Below are 25,257 nucleotides of genomic sequence, written 5' to 3'. Positions count from 1 at the left end.
AATTAACAAATGACTACTTTTGTTGAAGTTGACCACATTGACCGTGTATTTGAACTTCCGAATGGCGGCAAATATATTGCTCTAAAAAACATTGATTTGAAAATCCAAGAAGGGGAATTTGTTTCTCTAATTGGACATTCTGGTTGTGGTAAGTCTACTTTGCTCAACATCATTGCAGGTTTAGATAGAGCAAGTGTTGGAGGTGTGACTTTAGAAGGGCGGGAAGTTAGAGAACCCAGTCCAGATCGGATGGTTGTGTTTCAAAACTACTCTTTGCTGCCTTGGTTAACAGTACGGGAAAATATCGCCCTAGCTGTGGATGAAGTGTACAAAGGTAAGTCCAAAGGCGATCGCAGAAGCATTATCGAAGAACATATCGATATGGTGGGGCTGCGTTTGGCGGCAAATAAACGTCCTAGCGAGTTATCTGGGGGAATGAAACAACGGGTAGCGATCGCTCGCGCCTTAGCAACCCGTCCCAAGTTATTACTGCTAGACGAACCCTTTGGAGCCTTGGATGCCCTAACACGGGGTAGTTTGCAAGAACAACTGATGAAAATTTGCAACGAACACAACGTTACTTGTGTGATGGTGACACATGACGTAGATGAGGCGCTTTTATTGAGCGATCGCGTTGTCATGCTCACTAATGGGCCAGAAGCTCACATCGGGCAGATTCTCGAAGTGCCAATCCCTCGCCCGCGTCAACGCTTGGAAGTCGTCAAACATCCCAGCTACTACAGTCTGCGGAATGAAATGATTTACTTTCTCAACCAACAAAAGCTGGTTAAGAAACGTAAAGCACAGCAGGCTTCAGCAGCAGTAGCCATATCCCGCAACGGCTTAGAAAAAGTCAATTTAGAAATTGGCTTTATGCCTCTGACTGACGCTGCACCTTTAATGGTTGCTCAAGAAAAAGGCTTTTTTGCTCAGTACGATTTAGAAAATATCACCCTCACTCGTGCTAATAGCTGGAAGGAAATAGCTCAAGGGGTTGTTAGTGGCAAATTAGATGCAGCCCAAATGCTGGCGGGAATGCCCTTAGCCCTAACTTTGGGTGCTGGTGGTAAAAAACCAATTCCTATAATCAATGCCCTAAATATCTCTCGCAATGCGAACGCCATCACCTTAAGCAAAAGATTGTATAGCCAAGGTGTCAGAAATTTGGCTGACTTAAAAACAGCAATTAACGCTGCTCCCGACCAAATTCTAACTTTGGGTGTAGCTCACTCTACTTCAATGGTGAACTTAATCCTGCGTTATTGGCTGGCGGCTGGCGGTATAGATCCTGATAGAGATGTCAGCTTAACGGTGATTCCACCAATGGAAATGGTTTCTCAACTCAAAGCCGGAAATATTGACGGTTACTGTGCTGGAGAACCCTGGAATTATCTTGCTGTTCATCAAGACTTAGGCTTTGTTGCCGCCACAGCTTTAGAAATTTGGTCAGGACAGCCGAAAAAAGTGTTGGGAGTGCGAGAAGATTGGGCGCAGAAATATCCAGAAACTTATCTTGCTCTGGTTAAAGCACTGCTAGAAGCTTGTAAATACTGTGACGATTTCCGCAACCGCGAAGAAATTTTAGAAATACTCTGCCGTCCCGAGTACTTAGATATAGATCCTATATATGTTCGTCCTGGTTTCGTTGATCGCTACGATCGCGGCGATGGTACAGAACCACAAGAATTTAAAGCCTACAACCAGTTTTATCTCAATCAAACCAACTATCCCAACCGCACTGAAATTTTGTGGATGGCCACTCAGCTAGCACGTTGGGGTTTAACACCTTTCCCGAAAAACTGGGTAGAGGTAATTGAAAGAGTTTGTCGCACAGACATATTTGGTGCTGCTGCCCGCGAACTCGGCTTACTCGACATCGGAGAAGATGACCCTGTTCACTTATTTGATGGGAAAGTTTTTAACCCATCAGAGCCGATAGAGTATCTCAAAAGTCTGGAAATTAAACGACAAATACGTATTGAAGAAGTATTTATTTAGTCATTGGTCATTGGTCATTAGTCATTTGTGACTGACAAAGAACAAATAACAAACTACCCATAGATAAACTTACGATGCAAATAGTAAACAGAAATACCCAAACTCATAAACTGCAAACGAAAAAAGCAGAAGATTTTTTGGTGATTGAAGGGGTAAGCAAGATTTATCCAACTTCTGAAGGCCCTTACAAGGTACTGGATGGAGTTGACCTGAAAGTTCAAGAAGGCGAATTTGTTTGCATAATCGGTCACTCTGGCTGCGGCAAATCAACCCTGCTCAACATGGTTGCCGGGTTTAACACTCCGACCGATGGTATTGTCCTGCTGCAAGACCAACCCATCACCGAACCAGGCCCCGACCGGATGATGGTGTTCCAAAATTATTGTCTACTGCCTTGGTTGAGTGTCTTTGATAACGTTTATCTCGCGGTTGATTCGGTGTTTCCTAAAAAACCCCAGGCAGAAAAACGGGCGATCGTCAGAGAACATTTGGCAATGGTGGGACTCACAGAAGCAGCTGACAAGAAACCCAATCAGCTTTCTGGTGGCATGAAACAGCGAGTTGCGATCGCTCGCGCCCTTTCTATCCGTCCGCAAGTTTTGATTCTTGATGAACCCTTTGGGGCATTAGATGCCATCACAAAAGAAGAATTACAAGAAGAACTCCTGCAAATCTGGCGTGAACATCAAGTTACCGTACTGATGATTACTCATGACATTGATGAAGCGCTTTTCCTTGCAGACAGAGTTGTAATGATGACTAACGGCCCATCTGCTCACATCGGTGAAATCCTGAATATTCCCTTCTCCCGCCCCCGCAATCGCCGCCGCATCATGGAAGATCCGGAATACTACAACCTGCGAAACTACGCTCTAGACTTCCTATTCCGGCGATTTGCTCACGCTGACGAGTAATTACTGCTTCGCGGAGTCATTAGTCATTTGTCAGGAATTATTATTCTCCCCTGCTCCCTGCTCCTCTGCTCCCTGCTCCCTGCTCCCCTGCCTCTTCTATGTGTCCTCTTTAATTTAGGAAGATTTGAATGCTTAAAAATTTATTTTCATTCAGCGATCGCTACCGCATCTTACATCAAACTTGGTTTGCCTTCTTCCTCACTTTTGTCTGTTGGTTTAACTTCGCTCCCTTCGCTACAACTATTGGCAAAGAACTCAGTTTAGCGCCTGAGCAAATCAAAACTTTGGGCATCTGTAACCTCGCCCTTACAATCCCTGCACGGCTCATTATTGGGATGCTTCTGGATCGTTTTGGCCCCAGAATCACCTACTCAATCCTGCTGATGTTTGCGGTTGTTCCTTGTTTAGCAACGGCGCTAGCGCAAGATTTCAATCAATTAGTCATCAGTCGTTTGCTGATGGGAATTGTTGGATCTGGATTTGTCGTCGGTATTCGCATGGTGGCGGAATGGTTCCAGCCGAAGGAGATGGGAATTGCTCAAGGCATTTATGGCGGTTGGGGCAACTTTGGGGCTTTTGGCGCAGAGTTTGCTTTGCCGATACTTGCAGTTTCTACTAGCTTTTTTGCTGGTGGTGCTTCTAACTGGCGATTTGCGATCGCACTTACAGGGATCATTGCTGCTATTTACGGCGTAATCTATTACAACAGCGTTCAAGATACACCCACTGGTAAAGTCTACAAGAAACCTAAGAAAAATGGTTCTCTAGAAGTGACCAGCATTAAAAGCTTCTGGGCGCTAATTGTCTCTAATTTTGGTTTAATTTTCGCTCTCGGTTTATTAGCTTGGCGTTTAGAACAAAAGAATATTCACTTTCTAACTTTAAGCCAAATGTATCTGGCTTGGTTGCTATTAGCAGGATTGTTTGCTTACCAAAGTTACCAAGCTTGGCAGGTAAACCGAGAACTTCTAAGTGGTAAAAAAACTTACGCTCCATCGGAACGCTTTCAATTTGGTCAAGTAGCTTTACTAGAATTCACTTACATAACTAACTTTGGCAGCGAATTGGCAGTTGTTTCTATGCTCCCGGCATTTTTTGAAAAAACCTTTGCTTTAGAGCATGTTGTAGCTGGGATGATTGCTGCTACCTATCCCTTCTTAAATTTGATTTCTCGTCCCAGTGGTGGCTTAATTTCTGATAAATTTAGTTCGCGTAAATGGACAATGACAATTATCAGTGTCGGCATTGGTGTTAGTTATCTAATGGCACATTTTATTAATAGTAACTGGCCGATTCCGCTAGCGATCGCAGTTACAATGTTTGCCGCCTACTTTGCCCAAGCTGGCTGCGGTGCAACCTACAGCATCGTACCCATGATTAAGAAGGAAGCCACTGGACAAATTGCTGGAAATGTGGGAGCTTACGGTAATTTTGGCGGCGTAGTTTACCTAACAATTTTTAGCTTAACCGACGCTCCAACACTATTTACCACGATGGGTATAGCTGCTTTAATCTGTGCTTTCATGTGTGCCTTCTTCCTCAAAGAACCAAAAGGCTCCTTTGCCGCTGCTTACGAAGGTGAACCACCAGAAACCGCAACTAAAAACCCTAACTTTTTAGCGGAAGAATAGACGTGTCTTGAAAATAGAGAGTAGGGAAAATAAATTCTTATAGTTCGTAGCGAATGGACTCAAACAAACTTTGCGTTCCTCCGCGCTATACTCTGCGCCCCTCTGCGTTTAAATTTCACCCCTCAATTCACCACGATTTTACGCAAAGCTGTATTAACTTGCGCTTTTCAAACAGTCGCTACATCTGAGGTTGCACAATCAAAATAACAAAATGGTACAACCGCCATGAGTGAATTTACCAAAACTCTTTGTCCTTACTGTGGTGTTGGCTGCGGTTTAGAAGTTTCACCTCCAGCCCAACATAACAAAGCAACTAATCGAGATAGCCAAGGAAATCCAACTTGGCGGGTGCGTGGCGATAAAGCCCATCCATCTAGTCAAGGAATGGTTTGCGTCAAAGGCGCAACAATCGCAGAATCTTTAGATAAAAATAGATTACATTACCCAATGGTGCGAGACTCCTTAGATCAAGAGTTTCGCCGGGTTAGTTGGGATGAAGCTTTTAATATAATCACGCAGCGCATTCAAACAGTACGCTTCACCCAAGGCCCAGAAGCCTTATGCATGTATGGTTCCGGTCAGTTTCAAACTGAAGATTATTACATAGCCCAGAAACTGTTGAAAGGCTGTCTGGGTACTAATAATTTTGATGCCAACTCTCGCTTATGTATGTCGAGTGCTGTGTCTGGCTACATTCAAAGCTTTGGCGCAGATGGCCCGCCCTGCTGTTACGAAGACCTGGAATTAACTGACTGTGCATTTTTAATTGGTACTAATACAGCCGAATGTCACCCCATCGTTTTCAATCGGCTGGCAAAATATCACAAAAAGAACCGCAAAGTCAAAATGATTGTGGTTGATCCCCGTCGCACGCCAACCGCAGAAGCTGCTGACTTGCATTTAGCGATTCGTCCCGGTACAGATATCGACTTGTTGAACGGTATCGCTCACTTGTTGATGCGCTGGGACTACATCGATACGATGTTCATGGACGACTGCACCAGTAATTTTCCCGCATACGCTGAGGTGATTCGGCATTATCCGCCAGAAGTGGTGGCTCGTCAATGTGGAATTAGCATTGAAGATTTAGAAACAGCAGCTCGCTATTGGGGTGAATCACAGCGCGTACTGTCTTTGTGGTCAATGGGTGTGAATCAATCGTCAGAAGGGACGGCTAAGGTAAGAACTATCATTAACCTGCACCTGATGACTGGACAGATTGGTAAACCTGGGGCTGGCCCTTTTTCCCTCACTGGTCAGCCAAACGCAATGGGAGGACGGGAAGCCGGAGGTTTGGCGCATTTATTACCGGGTTATCGGGTGGTGAAAAATCCTCAGCACCGAGCAGAAGTTGAGCAGTTTTGGGGACTTAAGCCAGGACAGATTTCGCCCAATCCCGGTTTGACTGCTTGGGATATGATAACTGGCTTGGAAAATGGCGCTGTAGGGTTACTGTGGATTGCAGCTACTAATCCAGCTGTGAGTATGCCAGATTTGGAGCGCACGAAAAAGGCATTATTGCGATCGCCTTTTACTATTTACCAAGACGCATATTATCCTACAGAAACCTCTGCTTACGCTCACGTTCTGTTACCAGCCGCCCAATGGGGTGAAAAAACTGGTGTAATGACAAACTCCGAACGGGTGGTAACTTTGTGTCAAGCATTTCGCCAACCGCCAAGAGAAGCTAAAGCCGATTGGGAAATTTTCGCCGAAGTTGGACGGAGATTAGGTTTTGAGAAAGAATTTGCCTTTGCTAACTCCGCCGAAGTTTATGCTGAGTTTGTCAAATTAACTAAAACTCGTCCCTGCGATATGACGGGTATCAGTCACGCGCAATTACAAGCAGAAGGCCCGACTCAATGGCCTCACCCAGAAGAAAGCAGGGGGAGCAGAGAAGCAGGGGAAGCAGGGGGAGAAGTATTTGCCAATCGCTCTGGGAAACGGTTATATACTAACTTGCGTTTCCACACCTCTGATGGACGCGCTCGATTTGGGGCATATTACTCAAAGGGATTGGCAGAACCGCCAGACCCAGATTATCCTTTTGTACTAACTAATGGACGACTTTACGGACACTGGCATACGCAGACACGCACCGGACGAATTGAAAAAATTTGTAAAATGCATCCCGAACCGTTTATCGAAATTCATCCCCGTGATGCTGCTCGGTTAGGTATTGTAGATAGTATGTATGTAGAAGTGCGATCGCGTCGGGGTAAAGCTAAGTTTCCTGCTAAAGTGACAAAAGCGATCGCGCCTGGTACAGTTTTTGTCCCCATGCATTGGGGTTATCTATGGGCAGATAATGCCGAAGCCAACGCCCTAACTCATCCAGAATCTTGCCCCGATTCGCTGCAACCAGAATTAAAAGCCTGTGCTGTGCAGCTGATACCAATCTCTGTAGAAGTTACAGTTAAAGATTATCAACTCCAGTCCTCCCAATGGTAAGCTCCTAAGTGTACCGCTCAAGAGATAATTAATAGTCACCAATAGGTAATTTAGTCAATAATCAATAGCTAATAGTTATTATCATTTTTTATGGCTCTCTACTCTTGACTCATACCGATTACCATATCTAAAGAGGCTAAATTTGGAGTAACCAGAAGTTTTACTAGCGTCGAGTTGAGCTATGGTAAAGAATGAAAATTAGATAGTATTAAAAATCATCTTATTTTAATCCTCTAGATTTATCTATAGGATTTTATTTTATTTAAAAATTGGGTGCATCACATGAAAAGGTTACTGAGGCGAATTTCAGAAGCTACCAAAGATGAGAACTTCATGCACTTTATTGAAAACATAGAAGTGCTAGTTTCTAAAGCTCTATCTCTATTCATGGTAATTGTGATTTTGGTAGCGATCGCAGATTTAGGAGTATTTATTTTTAAAGAGTTATTTACAGCGCCTTATGGTAAATTTAACACAACATTGTATAAAATTTTTGGTTTGTTTTTAAATATTTTAATCGCTTTAGAAATATTAGAAAACATTACAGCCTATTTGCGAAAACACGTTTTTCAGGTTGAATTAGTTATTGTTACATCTTTGATTGCTGTTGCCAGGAAAATTATTATTCTTGACTTAGAAAAAGTTGGAGGTATTGATATAATTGGTTTAGGAATTGCTATTCTCGCTCTATCGATTAGTTATTTAATAATTCGTCTTAGTAATTCTAGAGACGCAAGATAAAAAATTAAAAACACTTTTGTGTATTTAACAAATATTATTTTACTCTCTACTCCCAATACTCATTCAGTAGTTTTAAATCTGTTGAGCAACAGCATAATAAGCTAATTTTAAATACTTTCTTATGATTGAAAAATAAAAGGATACAAACCCCCAAACTTATTTATGGGGATTGTTAATTTTGAATTTTGAACTATGAATTCGGAGCGAAGCAACGTGACAGATTTCTTTCAATTTGAAGCAGACTTTGTTGATTCCCTGCGTTGTATCCCTATGCAAGTGCGTTGCAAATTAGATACCTGTGGCATTAAGCTAAAATTATCTGATTGGAATCAAATGACTACAGCCGAGCGTCGAGCTTTAGTCGAATTACCTTGCACTACAGAAACGGAAATTCAGTCTTACCGCGAGCATATCCAGCAATTAATTTTACAACGTACGGGTATACCTGCTACAAAATTGCCCATTGAGCCACATCCCGCATGGCTAGACTCTGCCACTGTACCACCTAGCCTCCAGGAAAAAGCTCAAGAACTAGGTGTAACCCTGACAGAGCAACATTGGGCAGCTTTAACACCCTTACAGCGTTTTGCCTTGATTAAACTCAGCCGCCCAGGACATGAAAGCAAAAACTTTAAGAGAGCGATCACAGAATTTGATCTGCTTTAATTAGTCAATAGTTATCTATGGACTAATAAGTGAGAGTAAGAAAAATATGGCTGCCAAGAAACTTTTGATGCTCGTTGGGGACTATGTAGAAGACTATGAAGTGATGGTTCCTTTCCAGGCGTTGCAAATGGTGGGACACACTGTCCATGCAGTTTGCCCAGACAAAAAAGCTGGCGACAAGGTGCGGACAGCAGTTCACGATTTTGAAGGAGATCAGACTTACAGCGAAAAACCCGGTCACAACTTCACTTTAAATGCCACGTTTGCAGAAGTAGAAGCCGCAACCTACGATGCTTTAGTCATTCCTGGAGGCCGGGCACCAGAATATATCCGCCTGAATCAGCAGGTGCTAGAAATCACTCGTCACTTTGCCCAAACGAATAAACCGATTGCTGCCATCTGCCACGGCTTGCAGTTATTGGCAGCTGCTGATGTCCTGCAAGGCAAAAGATGTACTGGTTACCCTGCTTGTAGCCCAGATGTCAAGAGTGCTGGAGGTATTTATATTGATATTCCTGTTGACCAGGCAATAGTTGATGGCAATTTGGTAACAGCACCAGCTTGGCCTGCTCACCCCCATTGGTTGGCAGAATTCCTCACAGTACTTGGAACTAAAATTGAACACCCAGAACTAGCTAAAGTTGTTTGAGGCAAGATCCCAAAAATCTTTTGGTTCCATCTTCGGGGCAGTTTCTTTCCCTACTCCTTGCTCCGAAGGAGATTAGTCAATTATCAGTACTGGCCCATAACAGGCCACTGAAAATTATATATTTTTGGAATAAAACTAAATGCAGTAAAAACTACTCTTTTTGATAAATTGCTGTAGGTTAAATTTGTAGCCAGAATCGCAAGAGTACACTACTGATACAATCTGATTTATCCGCCTAACAAACCAGATTTGGGACAAAATCTTAGTAAATTGAATACTTATTTACATTAAGTGAAAGAATTTAAAGTTTTGCATTTAGAATTTAAATTTCTTAGCAGTAAGTGAAGCTATAGTGGATTTAGCAATGTGGCTAAGGTTAGTCCTGCTGCCAAATTATGTGAAGAATTAGTTTAGAAACGCACTTCTTATCGATGACAGGCAAACACGCAAGACATAATGCATTTCTGCGGCTAGTGTCTGGTAATGGGGCAGCTTCTGGATCAGGATCTCGCTACTCGCTGCCCCCCAGTAAAGAGATGGTAATTGGACGCGACCCCAGCTGCCAAGTTGTCTTGGATGCCATGATGTACCGAATGGTATCTCGTCGTCATGCAGTGGTTCGTCCCCTCTCTCTATCGCCAGATAGCAAATTCAGCTGGGTGCTTTGTGATTTGAATAGTGCTAATGGCACTTATTTGAATGGACAACGCTTGTATGAATGTCAAGAATTGCACCCAGGCGATCGCATTTCTCTAGGTGCTGATGGGCCACAATACGTTTTTGAGTACGAGTATACCTCACTTACCCCGGCGACGACAGTGAACCAAGTTGTGCCACTGCCTTCGGCGACGAACTACCACGGTCACACACAACTAAAGCAGCCAGATTCTGTTAGCTTCACCCAGCTTTTTCCGATTATTTCCACTGGTAAAGATTTAACTCGTAAAGCTTATCTCGTACCGGGAATACTGACCGTAATCTTTGTGGTGCTAATGTTTGCTACAGTCGGTCGGCCCCAAGATAATCAAGTGATCGTAGCAACTTACATCGCCTTTGCTGCCTACTATTTTGTTTACCAACTTTGCGGCAAACAGAAGCCTTGGTGGGTGCTAATGGCTGCGGCATTGAGTACGATACTGATTTTAATAAGTCCGGTGTTGGATCTATTTATCTTTGTGTTTCGCACCGTTCTACCTGGAAACTTGTCCTCACCTCAAGAATCAATTACCTTCACAGAGTTGCTGGTGCGGATGTTTTTTGGCGCTGGGCTGATGGAGGAATTACTCAAGGCATTACCTATAATCGGTGCATATTTTATCGGCAGTGGATTACCTTCACCTTGGCGGGAACGGATTGGGGTCTTGGAACCTCTAGATGGTATTCTCTTGGGAACGGCTTCTGCTGTAGGCTTCACTTTACTGGAAACTCTCGGACAGTATGTGCCAGATATCACTCAAAATGTCACGCAACAGGTGGGTATAGGCGCTGCTGGTCAACTGGCGGGTTTACAACTGCTGATTCCGCGAATTTTAGGCTCTGTAGCTGGACACATGGCTTATAGTGGCTACCTGGGTTATTTTATCGGGCTGGCTGTTCTCAAACCCAGTAGAAGTTGGCAAATTCTTTCTATTGGTTATCTTAGTGCTTCTGCTCTTCACGCTCTATGGAATGCTACAGGATCAATCAATGCATTGTTGTTGGTAGTTGTTGGAGTGTTATCTTACGCCTTTTTGATGGCGGCAATTCTCAAGGCCCGGGCGCTGTCACCAACACGATCGCAAAATTTTGCTACCCGATTTCTTGGCCCAAAATAAAAAATGGAAAGGGAAAACGAAGAAAATAACCCTTGACTTTTGAATATTTATATCTTTGGATAGATGGCCTAATCTGACAGTTAGCTTAAATGTTACTTAAAGTTCACTATACAAAAAAATTGAAAATTAGTGGATGCTCAAAACTGCAGCTCAAAGTTTATCAGCCGTTATCAGCAGATAAATATGCCTGCCCCTGAAATTTATGTAGAAAAGATAGACAGTTAGCTCAAGTTATGCTTCAGACTGAGACTTGTTGATTTCATTGAAAGCATAGGAAGCGATCGCTAAACTAACCTTTGCTTTCTCTACTTCTGATAAAGCTGTCCACTCCGTATCTTGAAGACTACTAAGCGCAGATGCTGCGTTTTGCGATTCGCTACTTCGCATCGCGTAAGCAAAAGGACGAGCCAAAACTAAAAGATCCTCGGTTCCCCAATTTGGTAGTACTGTCTGAACACACTCAACCAGTTGTTCACTGATTGATTGCTGGGCAGCTAGAATTTCAGCAGCCTTGATGGCGATGGTCTTGAGCAATGCTTGGGGGACACAGGCGGCAAAAGTAGCACATAATGTTTCTTGAAGATTAAGCACTACTGACTGTTGTAGATTGTGATTGTACTCTGGTGTAGAAGTAATACCAGACCAAAGCATATCTAGATTATTGTAAAAATCTTGCGATCGCGTTGTCAGTTCTTCGTCAAGCAAATCTTGCATTCCGAACTGTTGTTCTAATTCCTGAAAATAAGCTTCTGACTCTTCATCAGCTGGATTCCACGGATAGGTAGCATCGTCTGGTTCCAGTAGGGCTTCTAATAACTCTAAATCTACTTGAGATGGCAAAGAAGAGAAAGTATCTGAGCCGTTAATCTTATTAGCCATTTTTTATTTCCTCACAATTATTTATTTGGTAGTATTGACAGCTACAATTCCTAAGAAGAGATTTCCGCAAAAACAGTTGAATTTTTCTACAGTAAAAATAGATTTTAAAGGCTGATGCTAAAGGGTCAAATCCTTTTCTGCTATTGTGCTACGAGTCTTCAATAATAAACTCCCAGGTTTCACCTCTAGCACTTCCAAACTTTAACTGCATCCCCGATTTCAAGGGGACTTCCTCTCGGAGGATTTGTTGCCAACCATTAGGGCCTAAAAACCAGGTTGTCCCGTAGGTCGAAAAATCTTGCAAGTAATAACTTCGCACCAACGTAGCATCAGTAAGGGTATTACGGCAGAAGATTTCGGCGTGACGTTTAGATACAGATGGTTCGGGGATGACAATATCATTGTCTTTTGTGCGTCCGATGCGGGTGACTCCATTACGCAGCAACCAGGTTTTACCTTTTGGGGCGAGCGATCGCAAAGTTGCAGCTGGAAGGGAGGAACCTACATCAGGAATGGCTGTGTCTGGTAGCTCAGTAATACCTTCATCCAGATTCTTAATTAGTTCGCCATTAAAATCTGGATGCAGGTAGAGAACAGGCAAAGTCCAAGCAGGTTGATTAAATTTATACAGTGTTAACAACTCTTGCCTAGCCTGTGCTACGGCTTCATCAATTGGTTTGTGCGATCGCAAAGCTTCGGTAAAGGCTTGAATAAAACTGTGGCTTTCGTGGTCTGCGATTTCATCGCGCATCCCCAAAACCGCAGGCACACCATGACGAATCAGCACTTCTGCTAAACTGCTGGCAGGTATAGCTTGATGATTGATAGAAGCTGGTTGTGCGCCCCAACAGGCGTTGAAAACCGCTAATTTCACGCCGGTGCGGGTCAATACTTGAGCCAATTCTATCCCATTCAAGGGCATATCTGAGCGCAAAAACAGTAACCCCCCGTCTGGGTCTGGCAAACCATGTCCAGCGTAAAAGAAAACATTGTATGCTCTAGTTTCTAATTCTTGAATCAACTCCTGTGGAGTTGGTTGTAGGAGTTGATTCACTATACAAGGTGCATATCTTTGGGAATTACCATCCACAGAAGTATCTGCAAGAGTTTGCTGTAACATCGCAGCTTCTTGTTCCAGTTCTAACTTGTCGTCATGACCTAAAACCAGCAGGATACTTAAAGCTTGGTCAGTTCGCAAATACGGTAAGGGGTCAACTTCACTGCTGGTGCGACTAAATAGCAAATCTTGGGAGAGAGACATAGCCGATTGACCAGGCTCACGCTGCATAATTTCCCAAGGGAGAGCGATTAGATCCGGGTCGCGGATTTCTAGTCGGAAGCGCAAACGTGTATGCTGACCCATAGCAATACCGCGACTGCGTTCTAGACTACCGAGAATTTGCCCGTCGAATATCCAGCGCCATAAATTCATTCCCAAGTATTGCATCAGACGGCTGCTGTAGGGACCAGTGGTTTGACCTGAAGGGGGAGAAATCCAATCTATGGGGAATGGGTTGGACTTTTGAGATGTTGAGTTTGGGGAAATATCTAAATGACTGTGACCAGCAAACATCTGCTGCCATTCTTGCCAGACTTGATTGAGTTCATCAGGCCATACAGAGTCACGTAAAACGTAGCCACTGGGATAGGGAGCTTTGACCACCCAAATAGCGAAATTATCAGTGCCAGTGTTTAGGAGACGGGCGATCGCCAAATTCAGGGATGGCATGGATTCATTAAATTAAAATTTAAAACAAATAATTTCAAATAAGAATTCTCCAAGGTTAAAACTTTTTACTTTTTTACCTTGTAAGTTTTACTTTAATTGTTACCTGATTATTATTCCAGGTTTTTACCAGTTTAACGAGTATTTGATTAAGTTGGACTGGTGTCAGGTGCAGGTGATTGAATCGCTGGCGGTTGTGTGTCGGTTGTACATGGGCTTTTTACATCTGATTGTAAAACAGAGACACCAAAGCGTTTCAGTTGGGATAACAGCAATACTGTTTTCTCTTCCGGCAAAGGTTTTGAATTTGATGAAACAGAGGAAGTTCCTGCGGGATTATTAGTATTAGCTGAAGTTTGTGTGCTTTTATTTGGACAGACTCGCATAGACACCAACAAATCCCCAGAAGCTGGTTGAGAATTTGGTTTTATGTTGATAACTTCTAAAAAAGCTCTAGGGGGAAGTGATTGGTTTTTTCCCAAGGATATTTGATTGTTGGTTTGAATAACCCAACCAGGAGAAAGATTAGCAAGCGATCGCGCTGCGGGTGTTGCTTCGATGGTAGGGTTTTGAGTTTGTAATGGATTGGAAAAGATTGGCGAACGCCCTGATTGCGATCGCAGTTGCTTCACGAACAATCCTAAAGAACCTGCTGCTACTACAAATATTAACGGAACAATCCACTGTAGCGGTAAACTAGGAGTTCTTGCAGACTCAGTGTCTGGAATCACCTGAGTTTTGTGGTTTGGGCTACCTAAAAGTGTCGCATCAGGCTTTCTGGATGCCAAATCAACAGTTTTGGCAGAATAACTCTCTGGAATTACGGCTTTGATCGTGATTTCTGGTTCCCAGTATTGGACTTGATAATGAACTAAAGCGATGGTGACATTATCGTGTCCATTCTTAGCGTTAGCGATTTCGATTAATCTATCCGCAACATTTGTTATATTTGTTTCCCCAGCTAGAATCGGCAAGATTTCTGTTTCCCAGTATTCCTCCACCCGATCAAAATCACTCAAACCATCGGATGTGAGCAGAAAAACAGCATCTTCGTCGAGCATAAACCGTGCAGATGTGGGGTGTAACGAAGTACTAGGCCCCATGCCCAAAGCCTGGACAAGAGAGCCAGCAGCGCTTTGTTGTACAGCTTCACGGTAAATGGCATAGCCTAACCGCACCTCACGGGAAGCAACATCATCGTCCAGGGTTACTTGATAACAGCCGTGACGGGTAATCCAGTAAGCACGACTATCACCGACGTGGGTAATGTACATTTCATGAGCAACAGGCAATGCCATTACTAAAGTCGTACCCATCCGTTGACGACCTTGGCGATTTTCACCGTCATTGCGCTGACTAATTTTGTCATTGGCGATTGCCACTGCCTTTTCTAAGTCATTCAGTAGCAGTGAGGGGTCTATGTGGTCGTAGGGAACTTTTGTGAGTTGCTGTACCTGCTGCTGGATTGTTTCAATGGCTAAATTTGATGCGACATTGCCACCTTCGTGTCCACCGATGCCATCACAGACAATTGCTAAGGCTGTTGACTGCGGTGGTTTACTCACTAGAGTTCCACTGGGTGGGCTACAAGCATCTTCGTTACGTTGGCGGCTTGGCCCAGTATCGGTTTTGGTGATAATTTTGATTGTGGGTGTTTGCGATCGCCCTAATTGTGCTAGTCCCTGGTCTAAAACTGCAATTAATTGATCAGTTGAATTAATCTTTCCTTGAACTAAAGAAAGGCTAATGTGTTCAACAAATTCACCTATGGCTGGTTTAGCACCACTAACCAACTGCTGCCAAAATTGACCTAATTGGGGTAATTCTGGTAATGTTGCTGCGTCGAAACGCAATTCTAACAAACGGACTAATGATCCTTCTACCCGTAATACATCTGAGTCAAGCAAGCTAGAGACGACACCTTCACTTGCAAGAGGTTGCCACAAATGAGCTATTTGCCATAACCAATTGAGCTGGCGCATCGATGTAGCATCACGCCAAGCGGTGGTTAAATCGTTGCCCAAACGCACTTGTTGGATTTTTTCATCTACAGTTAATAATGGAGGTTTTTCTAAAAGTAATATTTCTCGATGGGAGGGGCCGTCAGCGAGAAAAAGCACTCCATATACCTGCGGTACATTTAAACGGTAGGGAACCAGTCTCAGGTAAGCTTTTAGAGGCTGTAAATGATCTACTTCAGGTGTTAAAGCTAATAAACCTGGCTTCGTATCTAAAAGAACAAATTTATCAATAACTAAATAGCGATCGGCTAATATTTCTCCAGGACTACCCACACTCGGGCCATCTACCACAGCCCAGAGGTAATTTTTGGGTAGGGGCGTAGAACATCGCTGGCAAAACTTGTGAGTCAGGGGGTTGGCAGCCTGACAATTTTCATTTGGACAGTAGAGCGTTGCCGCGTCATTTTCCATAGTTTTCGCACCGGGAAGCGATTGGCAATTTCTTTAACAGCATTATTCGGGACAATCTAGACCGCTCATCTTTCTTAAACTTCACGTACCCAGACTTTAGATGATGATTTTAGCTGGCGGATATCAGCAGGTGCTAATACTTATTTATCTAAAGAATACGCTCCTAAGTCAACCCTACAGCCTCATCATAGCTTCTATTGCTCTGTGACTCTCCATCGCCAAAGCAACTAACTCCAACCCTGTTACCAAAGCATAACCCAAGCATAACTGCGCCCCAAGCTTTTGCTGAATTTCTCGACCATCAAGAGGTAGATAATGTTGGTATTTATTTAGTTTATAAGTAGGATAGCAACAATTAACTTTAATTAAGAATTAAGATAATTAAATATAATTTTGGCAAAAGTACCTGACGAATGAAGTGACTTTAAAAATTTTGTAATTTTGGCGTTGCATAGCTGCGGGATGATTTGGCAACTTCTAAAATTCCTCTCCTGCTTGCCCCAATTTATCCTACTGTTCTGCAACGCCGTAATTTTGTTTCCGGGTTCGTCTTTGGGGAAATCGCAAAGCTTCACAGAGGGCATTCCCAGCCAGAGGCTGGGAACGAGGCACTAGCTACGGTGTACACACATCTCTACACACAATACAAAACATCGTGTGATCCTCCTAAGCCACCCTTAAAAAAGGGACTTTGAGATTTATTGCCCCTTTTTTAAAGAAGGTTGGGGGATCAGAAACCTTTGGGGCAACTCTAAAAGACTTTTGTGTACACCGTAGTTTTGGGGAAAAGGGAGAATTCAGAGGCTCTCTTTTTATAAAAGAGAGCCTCTGAATATGAAGTTGACATTGCGTGAGCTTATTGTTTGCCGTCAATTGCAACTTGGGGGACTCCCATGCTGTAGTTGGTAACACGGGCAGAAAGATTGTAGCTGATTTCCCCAAGTTGTAGGAGCGATCGCAGATAATGTTCTAAGTCTGACCCAACACGGCGCAAGTTATAGTCTGTGAGGTCTGCGCCACTAGATGCTTCTACTAGTTCATCAAATTTTCGATAAACTTTTTGCAGCGCATCTTCATTCCAGTTAAATTCGTTATCTGGGTCAACATCTAACGTTAAGACCTGTTGACTTGGAACCAGTTCGCCATCCCGGTCAATTTCACCTGCAAAAATGCGGATATGCCGGGTTGTGGACTTGAGCAGCATCGGGTTAGCCATAAAAGGGTGTAAGATTTGGGTGGATTACACTGAAATTATTGTAAACGCTATATTCAAGCGTGAATGCTCTCAATCTACAAGCTTTGAAAGCAATTTCAAAAGGGTATATTGAATGGGCATAAGTAAAAATATCATCTCTACTGATGAACTTGCTACTTCTGTTAGGAATTGAAGATAAATTTAGTTGCTAGTACTGACAGTAGTCTAATTATTTTTCTGTAAAAATTACTAGTTGGAGTGTTTTTATTTGGCGTATACAGACAAGTCTAAGCGCTGTGCCAGTCTTACCTAAAGCTAAGATTTTTGTACTCTATCAAGCATAGAAGGCAGTAGGGCGGGGCGCTCGGCAAGAATAATTTAATCTATGTACATTTTTTTATGGGTAACTAAAATCTTTATCTTAATAATTATGCTGATTAATTTCTCCAGAATTTTATGTTGAAAAAAACGCACATCAAGTAATATTACTGAATAGCGCTACATCGACCTCTGGGTTTAGTAAACTCAAAAAAATTAAGCGGTTTTACTTACGTATAAACACCAAAATTCAAGTAACAAGTCCAACTGTTATTGACGTTAACATAAAGTTGGTGTAAAAAGCTTTAAAAAGGTCGAACAACTTCTTACAGAAACTTTATTGTGTAGAATCTTAAAAACTGAATAATGGTTATGGCTTACCATTAAGCTACATCTGGCACAAGAACATCAAAATCTAGCTTGAAAATAAAACACAGGAGACTGAAATGGAATACAAAGGTGATTGATGAAGAAAAATTCTTAATTCAAGCACTTTGGATTCAAAGAAGATATAAAGAATTTTGCTGGGCATCTACCTCCTTACCCTCATGACCACCAAGTAAAGGAATCTCAATAGCTATGAACTCCAAAGCATTACCACGCCAGATAAATAATCTCGAAGTAGGTGTTTATGAGTGCGAAATCCATCTCAAATTTCGGTTGATTGAGGAAAAGAGTCTATTAGGCGATCGCGAACAACTCTTACAGGTATTACTTGATGCCTTGACTGAGGGTTCTGACGACTTTCTAGAGACGCTGCAAGCCTCCGTTAAAGCGCAAGAAGTATCAGAGTTTAAAGCCTCACCTCAAATGCGACGTCAACTGATGCGTTTACGTAATGCTGCTGAAAATCCCCAAACTTAAGGGTGTAATTTAAGTAGTGAAAAAACATGAATTGGGTATCAAATCAAATGTTGATCCCATAGCCCCGTTGCCATAAAAACTAAGCAGCAAATAGAATTCATAAAATATTGTGATTTCTAGTTTGTGAAAGTCTTATTTAGCAGCACGAAGTCCCAGGAACAGTTTCCTCTATTAAAAACTTTGTAGCAAAGGGTACTGGTAGAATCTGAAAGCAAATTCAGCCGGGTGCATTTTACCGAGTTTTTATCAAGACATTGTAGGAAGAACAAAACCCTGTGTCTTTACAGATGGGGAATTGAACAACAGGCGCGAATTCAATGAAAGCCTAAAAGGCCAAAGTTAAAATAAATAACTTACTTTTAGCTTTTTACTTTAGCTAAGTGCCTGATTTGCTGAAATACTTATGTTTTATCTATCACTGGTAATAGGTCATGGTTTAGCAACCAGTTACCTATTACCCATATCAAAAAAACATTTAACGAAGAGGACGCAAAGAGGAGGGCAGGGAGCAGGGAGCATGGGAGAATATTCTCCCATGCCCCATGCCCAATGTCTATTTAGCAAGACCGTGTTCTAGGGCGAAACGAACTAACTCTGTACGGCTATTGGTGCCAGTTTTACTAAACAAACGGCTGACGTATTTTTCTACATTGCGGACACTGGTTTCCAAGCGACGGGCGATTTCTTTGTTCATCAGCCCTTCAGCGACCAAATTTAGAACACTTTGTTCTCTGGGAGTCAAATCAATTTTGAAAGGGGCTGGCGATTGAGAAATGGCATTTTTTTGAGTTAACAATGCCTTAATTTGAGCAATCTGATTGGCTAGTTCAGCAAGATCAGGCGTTTCAACGTCATCTCCCGTAGTTGGAGCCTTAGCAGCGCGGCGGGCGAGCAAATTTTCGACTATAGCCACTAACTCATCTGGATCGAAGGGTTTGGGTAGATAGGCATCGACACCAGCATGATAGCCTTGGATGCGATCGCCTGTCATACCCTTAGCAGTTAAAAATACTACTGGGAGCGCTTGGAAGCGAGGGTCTTCTCGCAGTTGTTTCAGGAACTGATAGCCATCCACTTGAGGCATCATGACATCGGAAATCACTAGGTCGGGTGTATTCATTTGCATCCATTCCCAACCTTCAAGGGCGTTACTGGCGACTTGAACGCTGAAACCGCTCTCTTGCAAATAGTCTTTCACGGCTTCCCGTATCCCTGGTTCATCATCCACCAGTAACAATTGTGCTGACATTTAAAATTCCCTTAAGTTTACCTTTTTCCAATTTAGCGAAAGTTGACAGTCATTGAACAAAAGGGATAAAGGAAAAACGAGAGAGCTTGTTAACGTTGGTGATGTCTGATAACGACGGTAACGGGTTTGTTTCAGCCGAAGACTATTTTACAAAATCTAGATTTGAGGAAGCCTCCGCTCCGGTTTTGCGCTATATGCCCATTTGAAACTGTCTTTAATTACCATTACAAACTTTTTTAAATAACTCTTACCACCGAGGATTTGTCATAATTAATGCCTCTGCTACTGAACTATTTAATGGAACAGAGAAAAAATTTCCTTGGGCATATTCACAATTCAACTTTCTTAAAAGTGCTAGTTGCTCTTTTGTCTCTACTCCTTCGGCTAGCACATCCATACCCAGTTTGTGTGCCAATGTGATAATTATCTCAATAATTTCTAAATTTTTACTATTACTGGCCATCAGGCTGATGAAAGAACGGTCAATCTTCAACACACTAATCGGAAAGTTATAAAGACGACCTAATGAGGAGTAGCCCGTACCAAAGTCATCAATTGATAACTCAATGCCCATCTCTCGAAGTTGTAAGAGTACGGCAGTTGCCTTATCGCCATTTTCCACAATTACGCTTTCAGTAATTTCTAGCACTAGAGTGCTAGCATCCAGACCAGTTGAGCGCAAAATTTGCCGAATCTGCTCAATCAAATCGGGCTGGGAAAATTGCTTGAGGGAGAGATTGACACTGATTTTCTCTATAAAGTTGGAATGATGGCACATTCGCCAAGCTTGCACCTGGCGACAGGCTTCATGCAACGCCCAGTTGCCAATGGAGTAGATTAGTCCAGTTTCTTCTGCCAAGGGAATAAAATCTGCTGGATTAAGTAAGCCACGCTCAGGATGCTGCCAGTACAACAAAGCCTCAAAACCTAAAATAGAGTCTTTAGTAAGCGAAACAATCGGTTGGTAATAAACTCGAAACTCAAGGCGTTCAATTGCTCGGCGCAAATCGCTCTCTAACTGCAATTTTGCCAGAGTATTAGCATACATATCTGAGTTGAATAGCTCATAACGCGCTCTGCCCAGCAACTTGGCTCGGTACATTGCTGTATCAGCATCCCTCAACAGTTCTTCTGGATGTTTATAGTCTACTGTCGAACTCAACGCGATGCCAATACTTGCTGTTGTAAACACTTCTTGTCCGTCAAGCTCAAAGGGTAACTTCAGTTCCTGTTGAATCCGTTCAACAACTTTGATAGCGTCTGACACATCCTGGATTCCCTCAAGCAGGATTGTAAATTCGTCTCCTCCAAGCCGTGCGGCTGTATCTATGGAGCGTACGCATAGTTCTAGCCTACCTGCAATAGCAAGTAGAAACTGGTCTCCTTTTAAGTGTGCAAAACTGTCATTGATCACCTTAAACTGATCTAGGTCAATAAAGAGTACCGCAAATAGATAATCTGAATGTCGTTTTGAATAATTAATCGCACGTCTTAGGCGGTTCATAAATGCAGCGCGGTTTGGCAGACCCGTCAGTGCATCGTGAAACGCAAGGTGCAGCAGTTGTGATTCGACTCGTTTACGCTCTGTAATTTCAGTTAACAATTTCTCATTTGCTTTTACCAGTTCGGCTGTCCGTTCTGCTACTCGTATTTCTAACTCATCGTAAGCTTGGTACAACATTTCTTCAGCTTGTTTGTGTTCGCTGACCTTGCATAGAAGCCAACGCCAGCCAACCTGCTTCCCCTGGAAGTCGTACACCACAGATGCCTTACTCATAGCAGGAAAAGGATCTCCTCCCCGTGGTTGTAGGTTAATTTCCCAGTTCAGTAGCTCCTGCAAATTGTTCATCTGAAAGCTAAAGGACTGACGGTCTTGTTGAGCAATAAACAGAATTAATGGTTTACCTACCAAATGTTTTTGGTGGACACCAAGCAAGGTTGCTGCGGTATAATTAGCCTCTAGAATTATCCCTGCGGCATTAGTTACCAAATAACCATCTGGAGCGAACTCAAACAAATCTTGGTAACGCTGGCGCTCTTTCTCCACTGCCGCTCGTGTTAGCTTTAACTCCTCGGAGGCTGTCAATAGTTCTTCCATTGCGGTGTGGAGTTCCTCGAAAGCCTCTGTTATTATGTCTTGTTGTGAGCTTGCTTTAGTTCCATTGCATTGTAATAGTCCCTGTATCTGTAAGCACAATTTTTTTATCTCTTGGCTAAATGCATCCACGTTCATGTTGCTCAACTCACAAAACTATGAAACGTAGGTGTGAATGAAGAGAGTAAGAGAAGCAAACACCATACCTTCCTCAAGGGTTCAAATCCTTTTGAGCAAGCGAGAATTGGGTTACTTGCAAGAGCGGACATATTATAAATAAATATGGCAGAACTTATTTTATTGATTTACTAATTTATCTATCAATGATGAGAAAGCAAACAAATTTGTCCACACTCAAATCAACTCTTCGCACTATTCAGTGCCACAAACTTGTCCATTAATGACCAAAGTACAAAGTTGGAGCAAGCCCTACTTGTTAAGATTTTTACTTTATTAAATACAATTTCAATTTATTAAAGTTAAATTTTACCATAACAGTATACTTGCTGTGCCTATTTTTTAAATATTTCTTAAGATATATTCACTTTTGTGATATTAATGACAAAAGCGTTTTTTGTTACTTAGCTGCTTAGTAGTCCATTAAAGAAATTCAGTGGGGTTTTATAGTAAGAAAACCAAGTTCTTTTCTCCCTTTGCCTTTACCCATTAAGCTAATCGTCATTCATTTTTCCAGACTGATTCGCTTGTAATAAGGGCTTCAGCCCTGGTTTTATGCAACTTAAATGTTCATTAGCTTATTTTTGACTTGGTCGAGTATTCGTAGTATAAAATGTAATACATAACGGGAGCATTTCAATGCAAGCAAAAATAAATGTCGAAGGACTAAAAGCTAGGCAACGAAAGTTTATAAGCCAGTAACTTACAGTTTAAGAAGCATTTTAGGCGTTGCTGAATTATGGGATGATTTCGCTTAATTTAGAACGAGTTTTCAATAGTTTCAACCGCCAATTCATCCCGCATTTATGCAACGCCGCATTTTACACTCCCTACAGAATTGACTGCTAGCCCCTAAATATTATTACAGTCGATCAATTATCTTAGCATTCTCTGGCAGCTTGGCATCTCGTTGCCCAACAGTACGTGCCCTAGCTGTGAACAAACCAATGGGAGTATTCAATAAATCTACAAGGGTAGCTTGACCCGCGATGCCTGCGGCGGGCTGCGCCAACGCCTTTTTAATATCCCTTGGTATTTCTTTCAATAACCAACGTGCTAAACGATAGCCGCATTCTTTGAGTGTAATCTCTCGCATCAAATCTACACCATGCAGTTCATGTAGATAGCGGTTTGAGCGTCCATAGCGCCGCCATTGACTTTGCAGTTCTTTAAGTGTGGCGCGGTGGCGGTGCTGAACGATCGCATTCGGGGCAAATTCCAAACGTCCGATGTTTTCCCCCAAAATCCGCCAGCAAATATCGGCATCGCCACCAGTGGTAAGATAGGGACGAAATAAACCCGCTTTTTCTAAGGCAATGCGTCGAATTGCCAAATTAGCCGTCTGACCATAGGGACAAAAGGAATGGTTAAGGGTATGCTTTTGCGACAAAGTTTCTTGACGATCTGCGTGCTGTTCTAGCAAAGTTGTGCTTGGTAGTGCCAAAATTTCACCAGCGACAATTATCACTTCTTTGTTGACAAAAGGCTGAATTAATGAATTTAACCATTGAGGTTGTGGGCGACAATCTGCATCGGTAAAAACTATAATTTCACCCGTAGCGGCGCGAATAGCAGTATTACGAGCAGCATAGGAGCTTTGAATTTGGTTTTCGCTTAAGGGGCGAATTGTAATCGGGTAATTTTCGGCAAATGTTTTGAGGATGGTGAGAGTGCGATCGCTACTATTATTGTCCACCAACAAGTACTCTACCCGGTCTTTCGGGTAAGTTTGAGACAACAGACAATCGATTAACTCTGGTAAATCTGCCTCACCGTTATAAATAGGGACAACCACCGACACCATTGGTAAAAAACTGGTGGCGGTGGTTGCATCAACTGGCTGATGATTCATAAATCTGAGATTTTAGAGATGGGATTTCTAGCTAGTATTCCCAATCCAAAATCCTAGAACGGTATATCAAGCAGTTTTCATAACTCCAAAAATCTGGATTTGGGAATACTACTATATAAACACCTGACAACAAATCATTCGCGTCAATCTAAAATTTCAGGTTATCGGCGCGGCTCATGGGTCGAGTAGGCTGATTTGCTGGCGGCTGGGCAAAGTTTTTATTGGATAAAATTGCGATCGCCCGGGCATATTGCGGATCATTCTTAGTTCCGATTAAATCTGGATTAGAAGCTAACTGCCGCTCTTGTGCCTCTGTCAAGTCTAGCTTGATATCTGGGACAATGCCTTTATGGTTAATATCTGTTCCCGCAGGGGTGTAGTAATGGGCAATGGTAACTGCCAAGCCGGAACCATCTGCAAGCTCATGAACGGACTGCACTAACGCTTTACCAAAGGTTTGTCCACCTACGACTACCGCCCGCTTATTATCCTTGAGTGCCCCTGTAAGGATTTCACTAGCACTAGCTGAATTACCATCCACTAAGACTGCCAATGGACGATTTGTCAGAGCAGTGCGATTGGCTTTAGTTTCGTCAGTGCCGCCCACACGGTTTACTGTCTTGACAATTCCGCCCTCATCGTACCACATCCGGGCAATCTCAATGCTCGCCTGCAACAACCCACCAGGATTTCCTCGCAAATCCAAGACATAAGAATCGACTTTCTTAGTGTTTAAATCGCGGATGGCTCGTTGCATCTGTTCTGCGGCGTGGGCGCTAAATTCCCGCAAACGGATATAGCCAATGCGGCGATTTCCTTCTTGCTTGAGGGTATAACGTACCGTTGGCACTTCAATATTTGCTCTTGTCAGCTTCAAATCAAAGGCATTTACCCCTCTCCGCCCCAGTTTTAGTTTGATAGGAGTACCCGCTTTGCCACGAATTAGCTTAGAGGCGTCATCCACTTTCATTTTGAGAGTGGGTTTGCCGTCAATTGCCAAAATTTCATCGCCTGCTTTGATCCCAGCTCTCAGTGCTGGAGAATTTTCTATGGCTTCGACAACAGTGAGCCGTTGAGTTTTTTCGTTCACTTCCATCCGAATGCCAATACCAGAGACTTCCCCAGATGTTTGGCTAGTGAGGGCTTCAAACTGTTTGGGATCCATGAATCGAGTGTAAGGATCTCCCAACTTTTGTAAAGCTTCACGGATGGCAGCATAAGCCTCTTCACGAGAAGAATAGTCTTTGCTCAACAGGCTTTGCCTGGTTGCTTGCCAATTTTGTTGATTAAATTTGCCATCAACATATTCATGATTCACCAGTTGCCAAACTTGGTCAACTATCACTTTCGGGCTGTCTTGTAGGGCTAGAGAGGCACGGACAGCACGAGTCCAAGCGGAACCGAACACAGACATCGTAGCAGTAGTGGCGATCGCTCCACCAATCAAGGCTACTTGGAGCGGCGAGTAACTTTTCGCAGATTGGTTCATGTATATAAGCTGGAATAATTGTGTTATTGACAGTTTAGCAATCAGGCTTTCTAGAAATTTTTAAGTTTTTATACCCCAAACTAAGCTATGCTCTGTTCATAATTTTTATCGTTGAAT

17 protein-coding genes are annotated in these 25,257 nt (G+C 42.8%); 9 read left to right on the top strand and 8 right to left on the bottom strand.

The genetic code is table 11. The features are described from left to right. Nucleotides 1–9 precede the first annotated feature (9 nt). The 8 genes from H6G26_RS01090 to H6G26_RS01055 all read left to right on the top strand — a co-directional run bounded on the left by H6G26_RS01090 (nt 10) and on the right by H6G26_RS01055 (nt 10,864). Nucleotides 10–1,998, top strand: a complete 1,989-nt coding sequence (locus H6G26_RS01090) for a nitrate ABC transporter ATP-binding protein (protein WP_190727493.1) — start codon at nt 10–12, stop codon at nt 1,996–1,998. Between the two features lie 74 nt (nt 1,999–2,072). Next, nucleotides 2,073–2,912, top strand: a complete 840-nt coding sequence (locus H6G26_RS01085) for a nitrate ABC transporter ATP-binding protein (RefSeq protein ID WP_190727492.1) — start codon at nt 2,073–2,075, stop codon at nt 2,910–2,912. A gap of 128 nt (nt 2,913–3,040) precedes the next feature. Further along, the gene (locus H6G26_RS01080; RefSeq protein ID WP_190727491.1) at nt 3,041–4,543 is read left to right on the top strand and encodes a NarK family nitrate/nitrite MFS transporter; all 1,503 of its coding nucleotides are present in this window, start codon (nt 3,041–3,043) and stop codon (nt 4,541–4,543) included. Nucleotides 4,544–4,768: 225 nt separating this feature from the next. Beyond that, nucleotides 4,769–6,994, top strand: a complete 2,226-nt coding sequence (locus tag H6G26_RS01075; protein WP_190727490.1) for a nitrate reductase — start codon at nt 4,769–4,771, stop codon at nt 6,992–6,994. A 282-nt stretch (nt 6,995–7,276) separates the two neighbouring features. Beyond that, nucleotides 7,277–7,735 (top strand): phosphate-starvation-inducible PsiE family protein, encoded by a 459-nt coding sequence (locus H6G26_RS01070; RefSeq protein ID WP_190727489.1) that lies wholly within the window; start codon nt 7,277–7,279, stop codon nt 7,733–7,735. A gap of 213 nt (nt 7,736–7,948) precedes the next feature. After that, a complete protein-coding gene (locus tag H6G26_RS01065; RefSeq protein WP_190727549.1) occupies nt 7,949–8,401 on the top strand; it encodes a nitrate reductase associated protein in 453 nt (150 codons plus the stop codon). A 46-nt stretch (nt 8,402–8,447) separates the two neighbouring features. Continuing rightward, a complete protein-coding gene (locus tag H6G26_RS01060; RefSeq protein ID WP_190727488.1) occupies nt 8,448–9,050 on the top strand; it encodes a DJ-1/PfpI family protein in 603 nt (200 codons plus the stop codon). Between the two features lie 431 nt (nt 9,051–9,481). Then, on the top strand, nt 9,482–10,864 hold the full coding sequence (locus H6G26_RS01055) for a PrsW family glutamic-type intramembrane protease (protein WP_190727487.1): 1,383 nt from the start codon (nt 9,482–9,484) through the stop codon (nt 10,862–10,864). Between the two features lie 231 nt (nt 10,865–11,095). On the opposite strand, the gene H6G26_RS01050 is transcribed toward H6G26_RS01055, so the two are convergent. The 4 genes from H6G26_RS01050 to H6G26_RS01035 form a co-directional block, all read right to left on the bottom strand. Further along, nucleotides 11,096–11,743, bottom strand: a complete 648-nt coding sequence (locus tag H6G26_RS01050; RefSeq protein ID WP_190727486.1) for a hypothetical protein — start codon at nt 11,741–11,743, stop codon at nt 11,096–11,098. Nucleotides 11,744–11,891: 148 nt separating this feature from the next. After that, nucleotides 11,892–13,472, bottom strand: a complete 1,581-nt coding sequence (locus tag H6G26_RS01045) for a CHAT domain-containing protein (RefSeq protein WP_190727485.1) — start codon at nt 13,470–13,472, stop codon at nt 11,892–11,894. A 146-nt stretch (nt 13,473–13,618) separates the two neighbouring features. Then, nucleotides 13,619–15,901 carry a protein phosphatase 2C domain-containing protein gene (locus H6G26_RS01040; RefSeq protein ID WP_190727484.1) on the bottom strand — a complete coding sequence of 761 codons (2,283 nt, stop codon included), beginning with the start codon at nt 15,899–15,901 and terminating at the stop codon, nt 13,619–13,621. 856 nt (nt 15,902–16,757) lie between these two features. Then, the gene (locus H6G26_RS01035) at nt 16,758–17,117 is read right to left on the bottom strand and encodes an NAD(P)H-quinone oxidoreductase subunit M (protein ID WP_190727483.1); all 360 of its coding nucleotides are present in this window, start codon (nt 17,115–17,117) and stop codon (nt 16,758–16,760) included. An 876-nt stretch (nt 17,118–17,993) separates the two neighbouring features. Between H6G26_RS01035 and H6G26_RS01030 the strand changes: the two genes are divergently transcribed. Then, nucleotides 17,994–18,278 (top strand): Npun_R1517 family heterocyst differentiation transcriptional regulator, encoded by a 285-nt coding sequence (locus H6G26_RS01030; RefSeq protein ID WP_138498346.1) that lies wholly within the window; start codon nt 17,994–17,996, stop codon nt 18,276–18,278. Between the two features lie 553 nt (nt 18,279–18,831). On the opposite strand, the gene H6G26_RS01025 is transcribed toward H6G26_RS01030, so the two are convergent. The 4 genes from H6G26_RS01025 to ctpB form a co-directional block, all read right to left on the bottom strand. Then, a complete protein-coding gene (locus H6G26_RS01025; RefSeq protein WP_190727482.1) occupies nt 18,832–19,527 on the bottom strand; it encodes a response regulator transcription factor in 696 nt (231 codons plus the stop codon). A gap of 247 nt (nt 19,528–19,774) precedes the next feature. Beyond that, on the bottom strand, nt 19,775–21,760 hold the full coding sequence (locus H6G26_RS01020) for a GGDEF and EAL domain-containing protein (RefSeq protein ID WP_242053540.1): 1,986 nt from the start codon (nt 21,758–21,760) through the stop codon (nt 19,775–19,777). A gap of 901 nt (nt 21,761–22,661) precedes the next feature. Next, nucleotides 22,662–23,651, bottom strand: a complete 990-nt coding sequence (locus H6G26_RS01015) for a glycosyltransferase (protein WP_190727481.1) — start codon at nt 23,649–23,651, stop codon at nt 22,662–22,664. A 148-nt stretch (nt 23,652–23,799) separates the two neighbouring features. Beyond that, on the bottom strand, nt 23,800–25,140 hold the full coding sequence (gene ctpB / locus H6G26_RS01010) for a carboxyl-terminal processing protease CtpB (protein ID WP_190727480.1): 1,341 nt from the start codon (nt 25,138–25,140) through the stop codon (nt 23,800–23,802). Between the last annotated feature and the right edge of the window lie 117 nt (nt 25,141–25,257).

Source organism: Nostoc sp. FACHB-888 (assembly GCF_014696655.1).
In the GTDB taxonomy this organism is placed as follows: Bacteria; Cyanobacteriota; Cyanobacteriia; order Cyanobacteriales; family Nostocaceae; genus Nostoc.
Note: the sequence above shows the minus strand (reverse complement) of the source record. Positions and strands in the feature narration are given on the sequence as shown.

Coding starts and splice junctions, on each gene's coding strand:
- H6G26_RS01075 (WP_190727490.1), top strand. CDS start 4,769: ATGAGTGAATTTACCAAAACTCTTTGTCCTTACTGTGGTGTTGGCTGC.
- H6G26_RS01060 (WP_190727488.1), top strand. CDS start 8,448: ATGGCTGCCAAGAAACTTTTGATGCTCGTTGGGGACTATGTAGAAGAC.
- H6G26_RS01020 (WP_242053540.1), bottom strand. CDS start 21,760: ATGAACGTGGATGCATTTAGCCAAGAGATAAAAAAATTGTGCTTACAG.
- H6G26_RS01045 (WP_190727485.1), bottom strand. CDS start 13,472: ATGCCATCCCTGAATTTGGCGATCGCCCGTCTCCTAAACACTGGCACT.
- H6G26_RS01040 (WP_190727484.1), bottom strand. CDS start 15,901: ATGGAAAATGACGCGGCAACGCTCTACTGTCCAAATGAAAATTGTCAG.
- H6G26_RS01015 (WP_190727481.1), bottom strand. CDS start 23,651: ATGAATCATCAGCCAGTTGATGCAACCACCGCCACCAGTTTTTTACCA.
- H6G26_RS01035 (WP_190727483.1), bottom strand. CDS start 17,117: ATGGCTAACCCGATGCTGCTCAAGTCCACAACCCGGCATATCCGCATT.
- H6G26_RS01080 (WP_190727491.1), top strand. CDS start 3,041: ATGCTTAAAAATTTATTTTCATTCAGCGATCGCTACCGCATCTTACAT.
- H6G26_RS01085 (WP_190727492.1), top strand. CDS start 2,073: ATGCAAATAGTAAACAGAAATACCCAAACTCATAAACTGCAAACGAAA.
- ctpB (WP_190727480.1), bottom strand. CDS start 25,140: ATGAACCAATCTGCGAAAAGTTACTCGCCGCTCCAAGTAGCCTTGATT.
- H6G26_RS01055 (WP_190727487.1), top strand. CDS start 9,482: ATGACAGGCAAACACGCAAGACATAATGCATTTCTGCGGCTAGTGTCT.
- H6G26_RS01025 (WP_190727482.1), bottom strand. CDS start 19,527: ATGTCAGCACAATTGTTACTGGTGGATGATGAACCAGGGATACGGGAA.
- H6G26_RS01090 (WP_190727493.1), top strand. CDS start 10: ATGACTACTTTTGTTGAAGTTGACCACATTGACCGTGTATTTGAACTT.
- H6G26_RS01070 (WP_190727489.1), top strand. CDS start 7,277: ATGAAAAGGTTACTGAGGCGAATTTCAGAAGCTACCAAAGATGAGAAC.
- H6G26_RS01050 (WP_190727486.1), bottom strand. CDS start 11,743: ATGGCTAATAAGATTAACGGCTCAGATACTTTCTCTTCTTTGCCATCT.
- H6G26_RS01030 (WP_138498346.1), top strand. CDS start 17,994: ATGAACTCCAAAGCATTACCACGCCAGATAAATAATCTCGAAGTAGGT.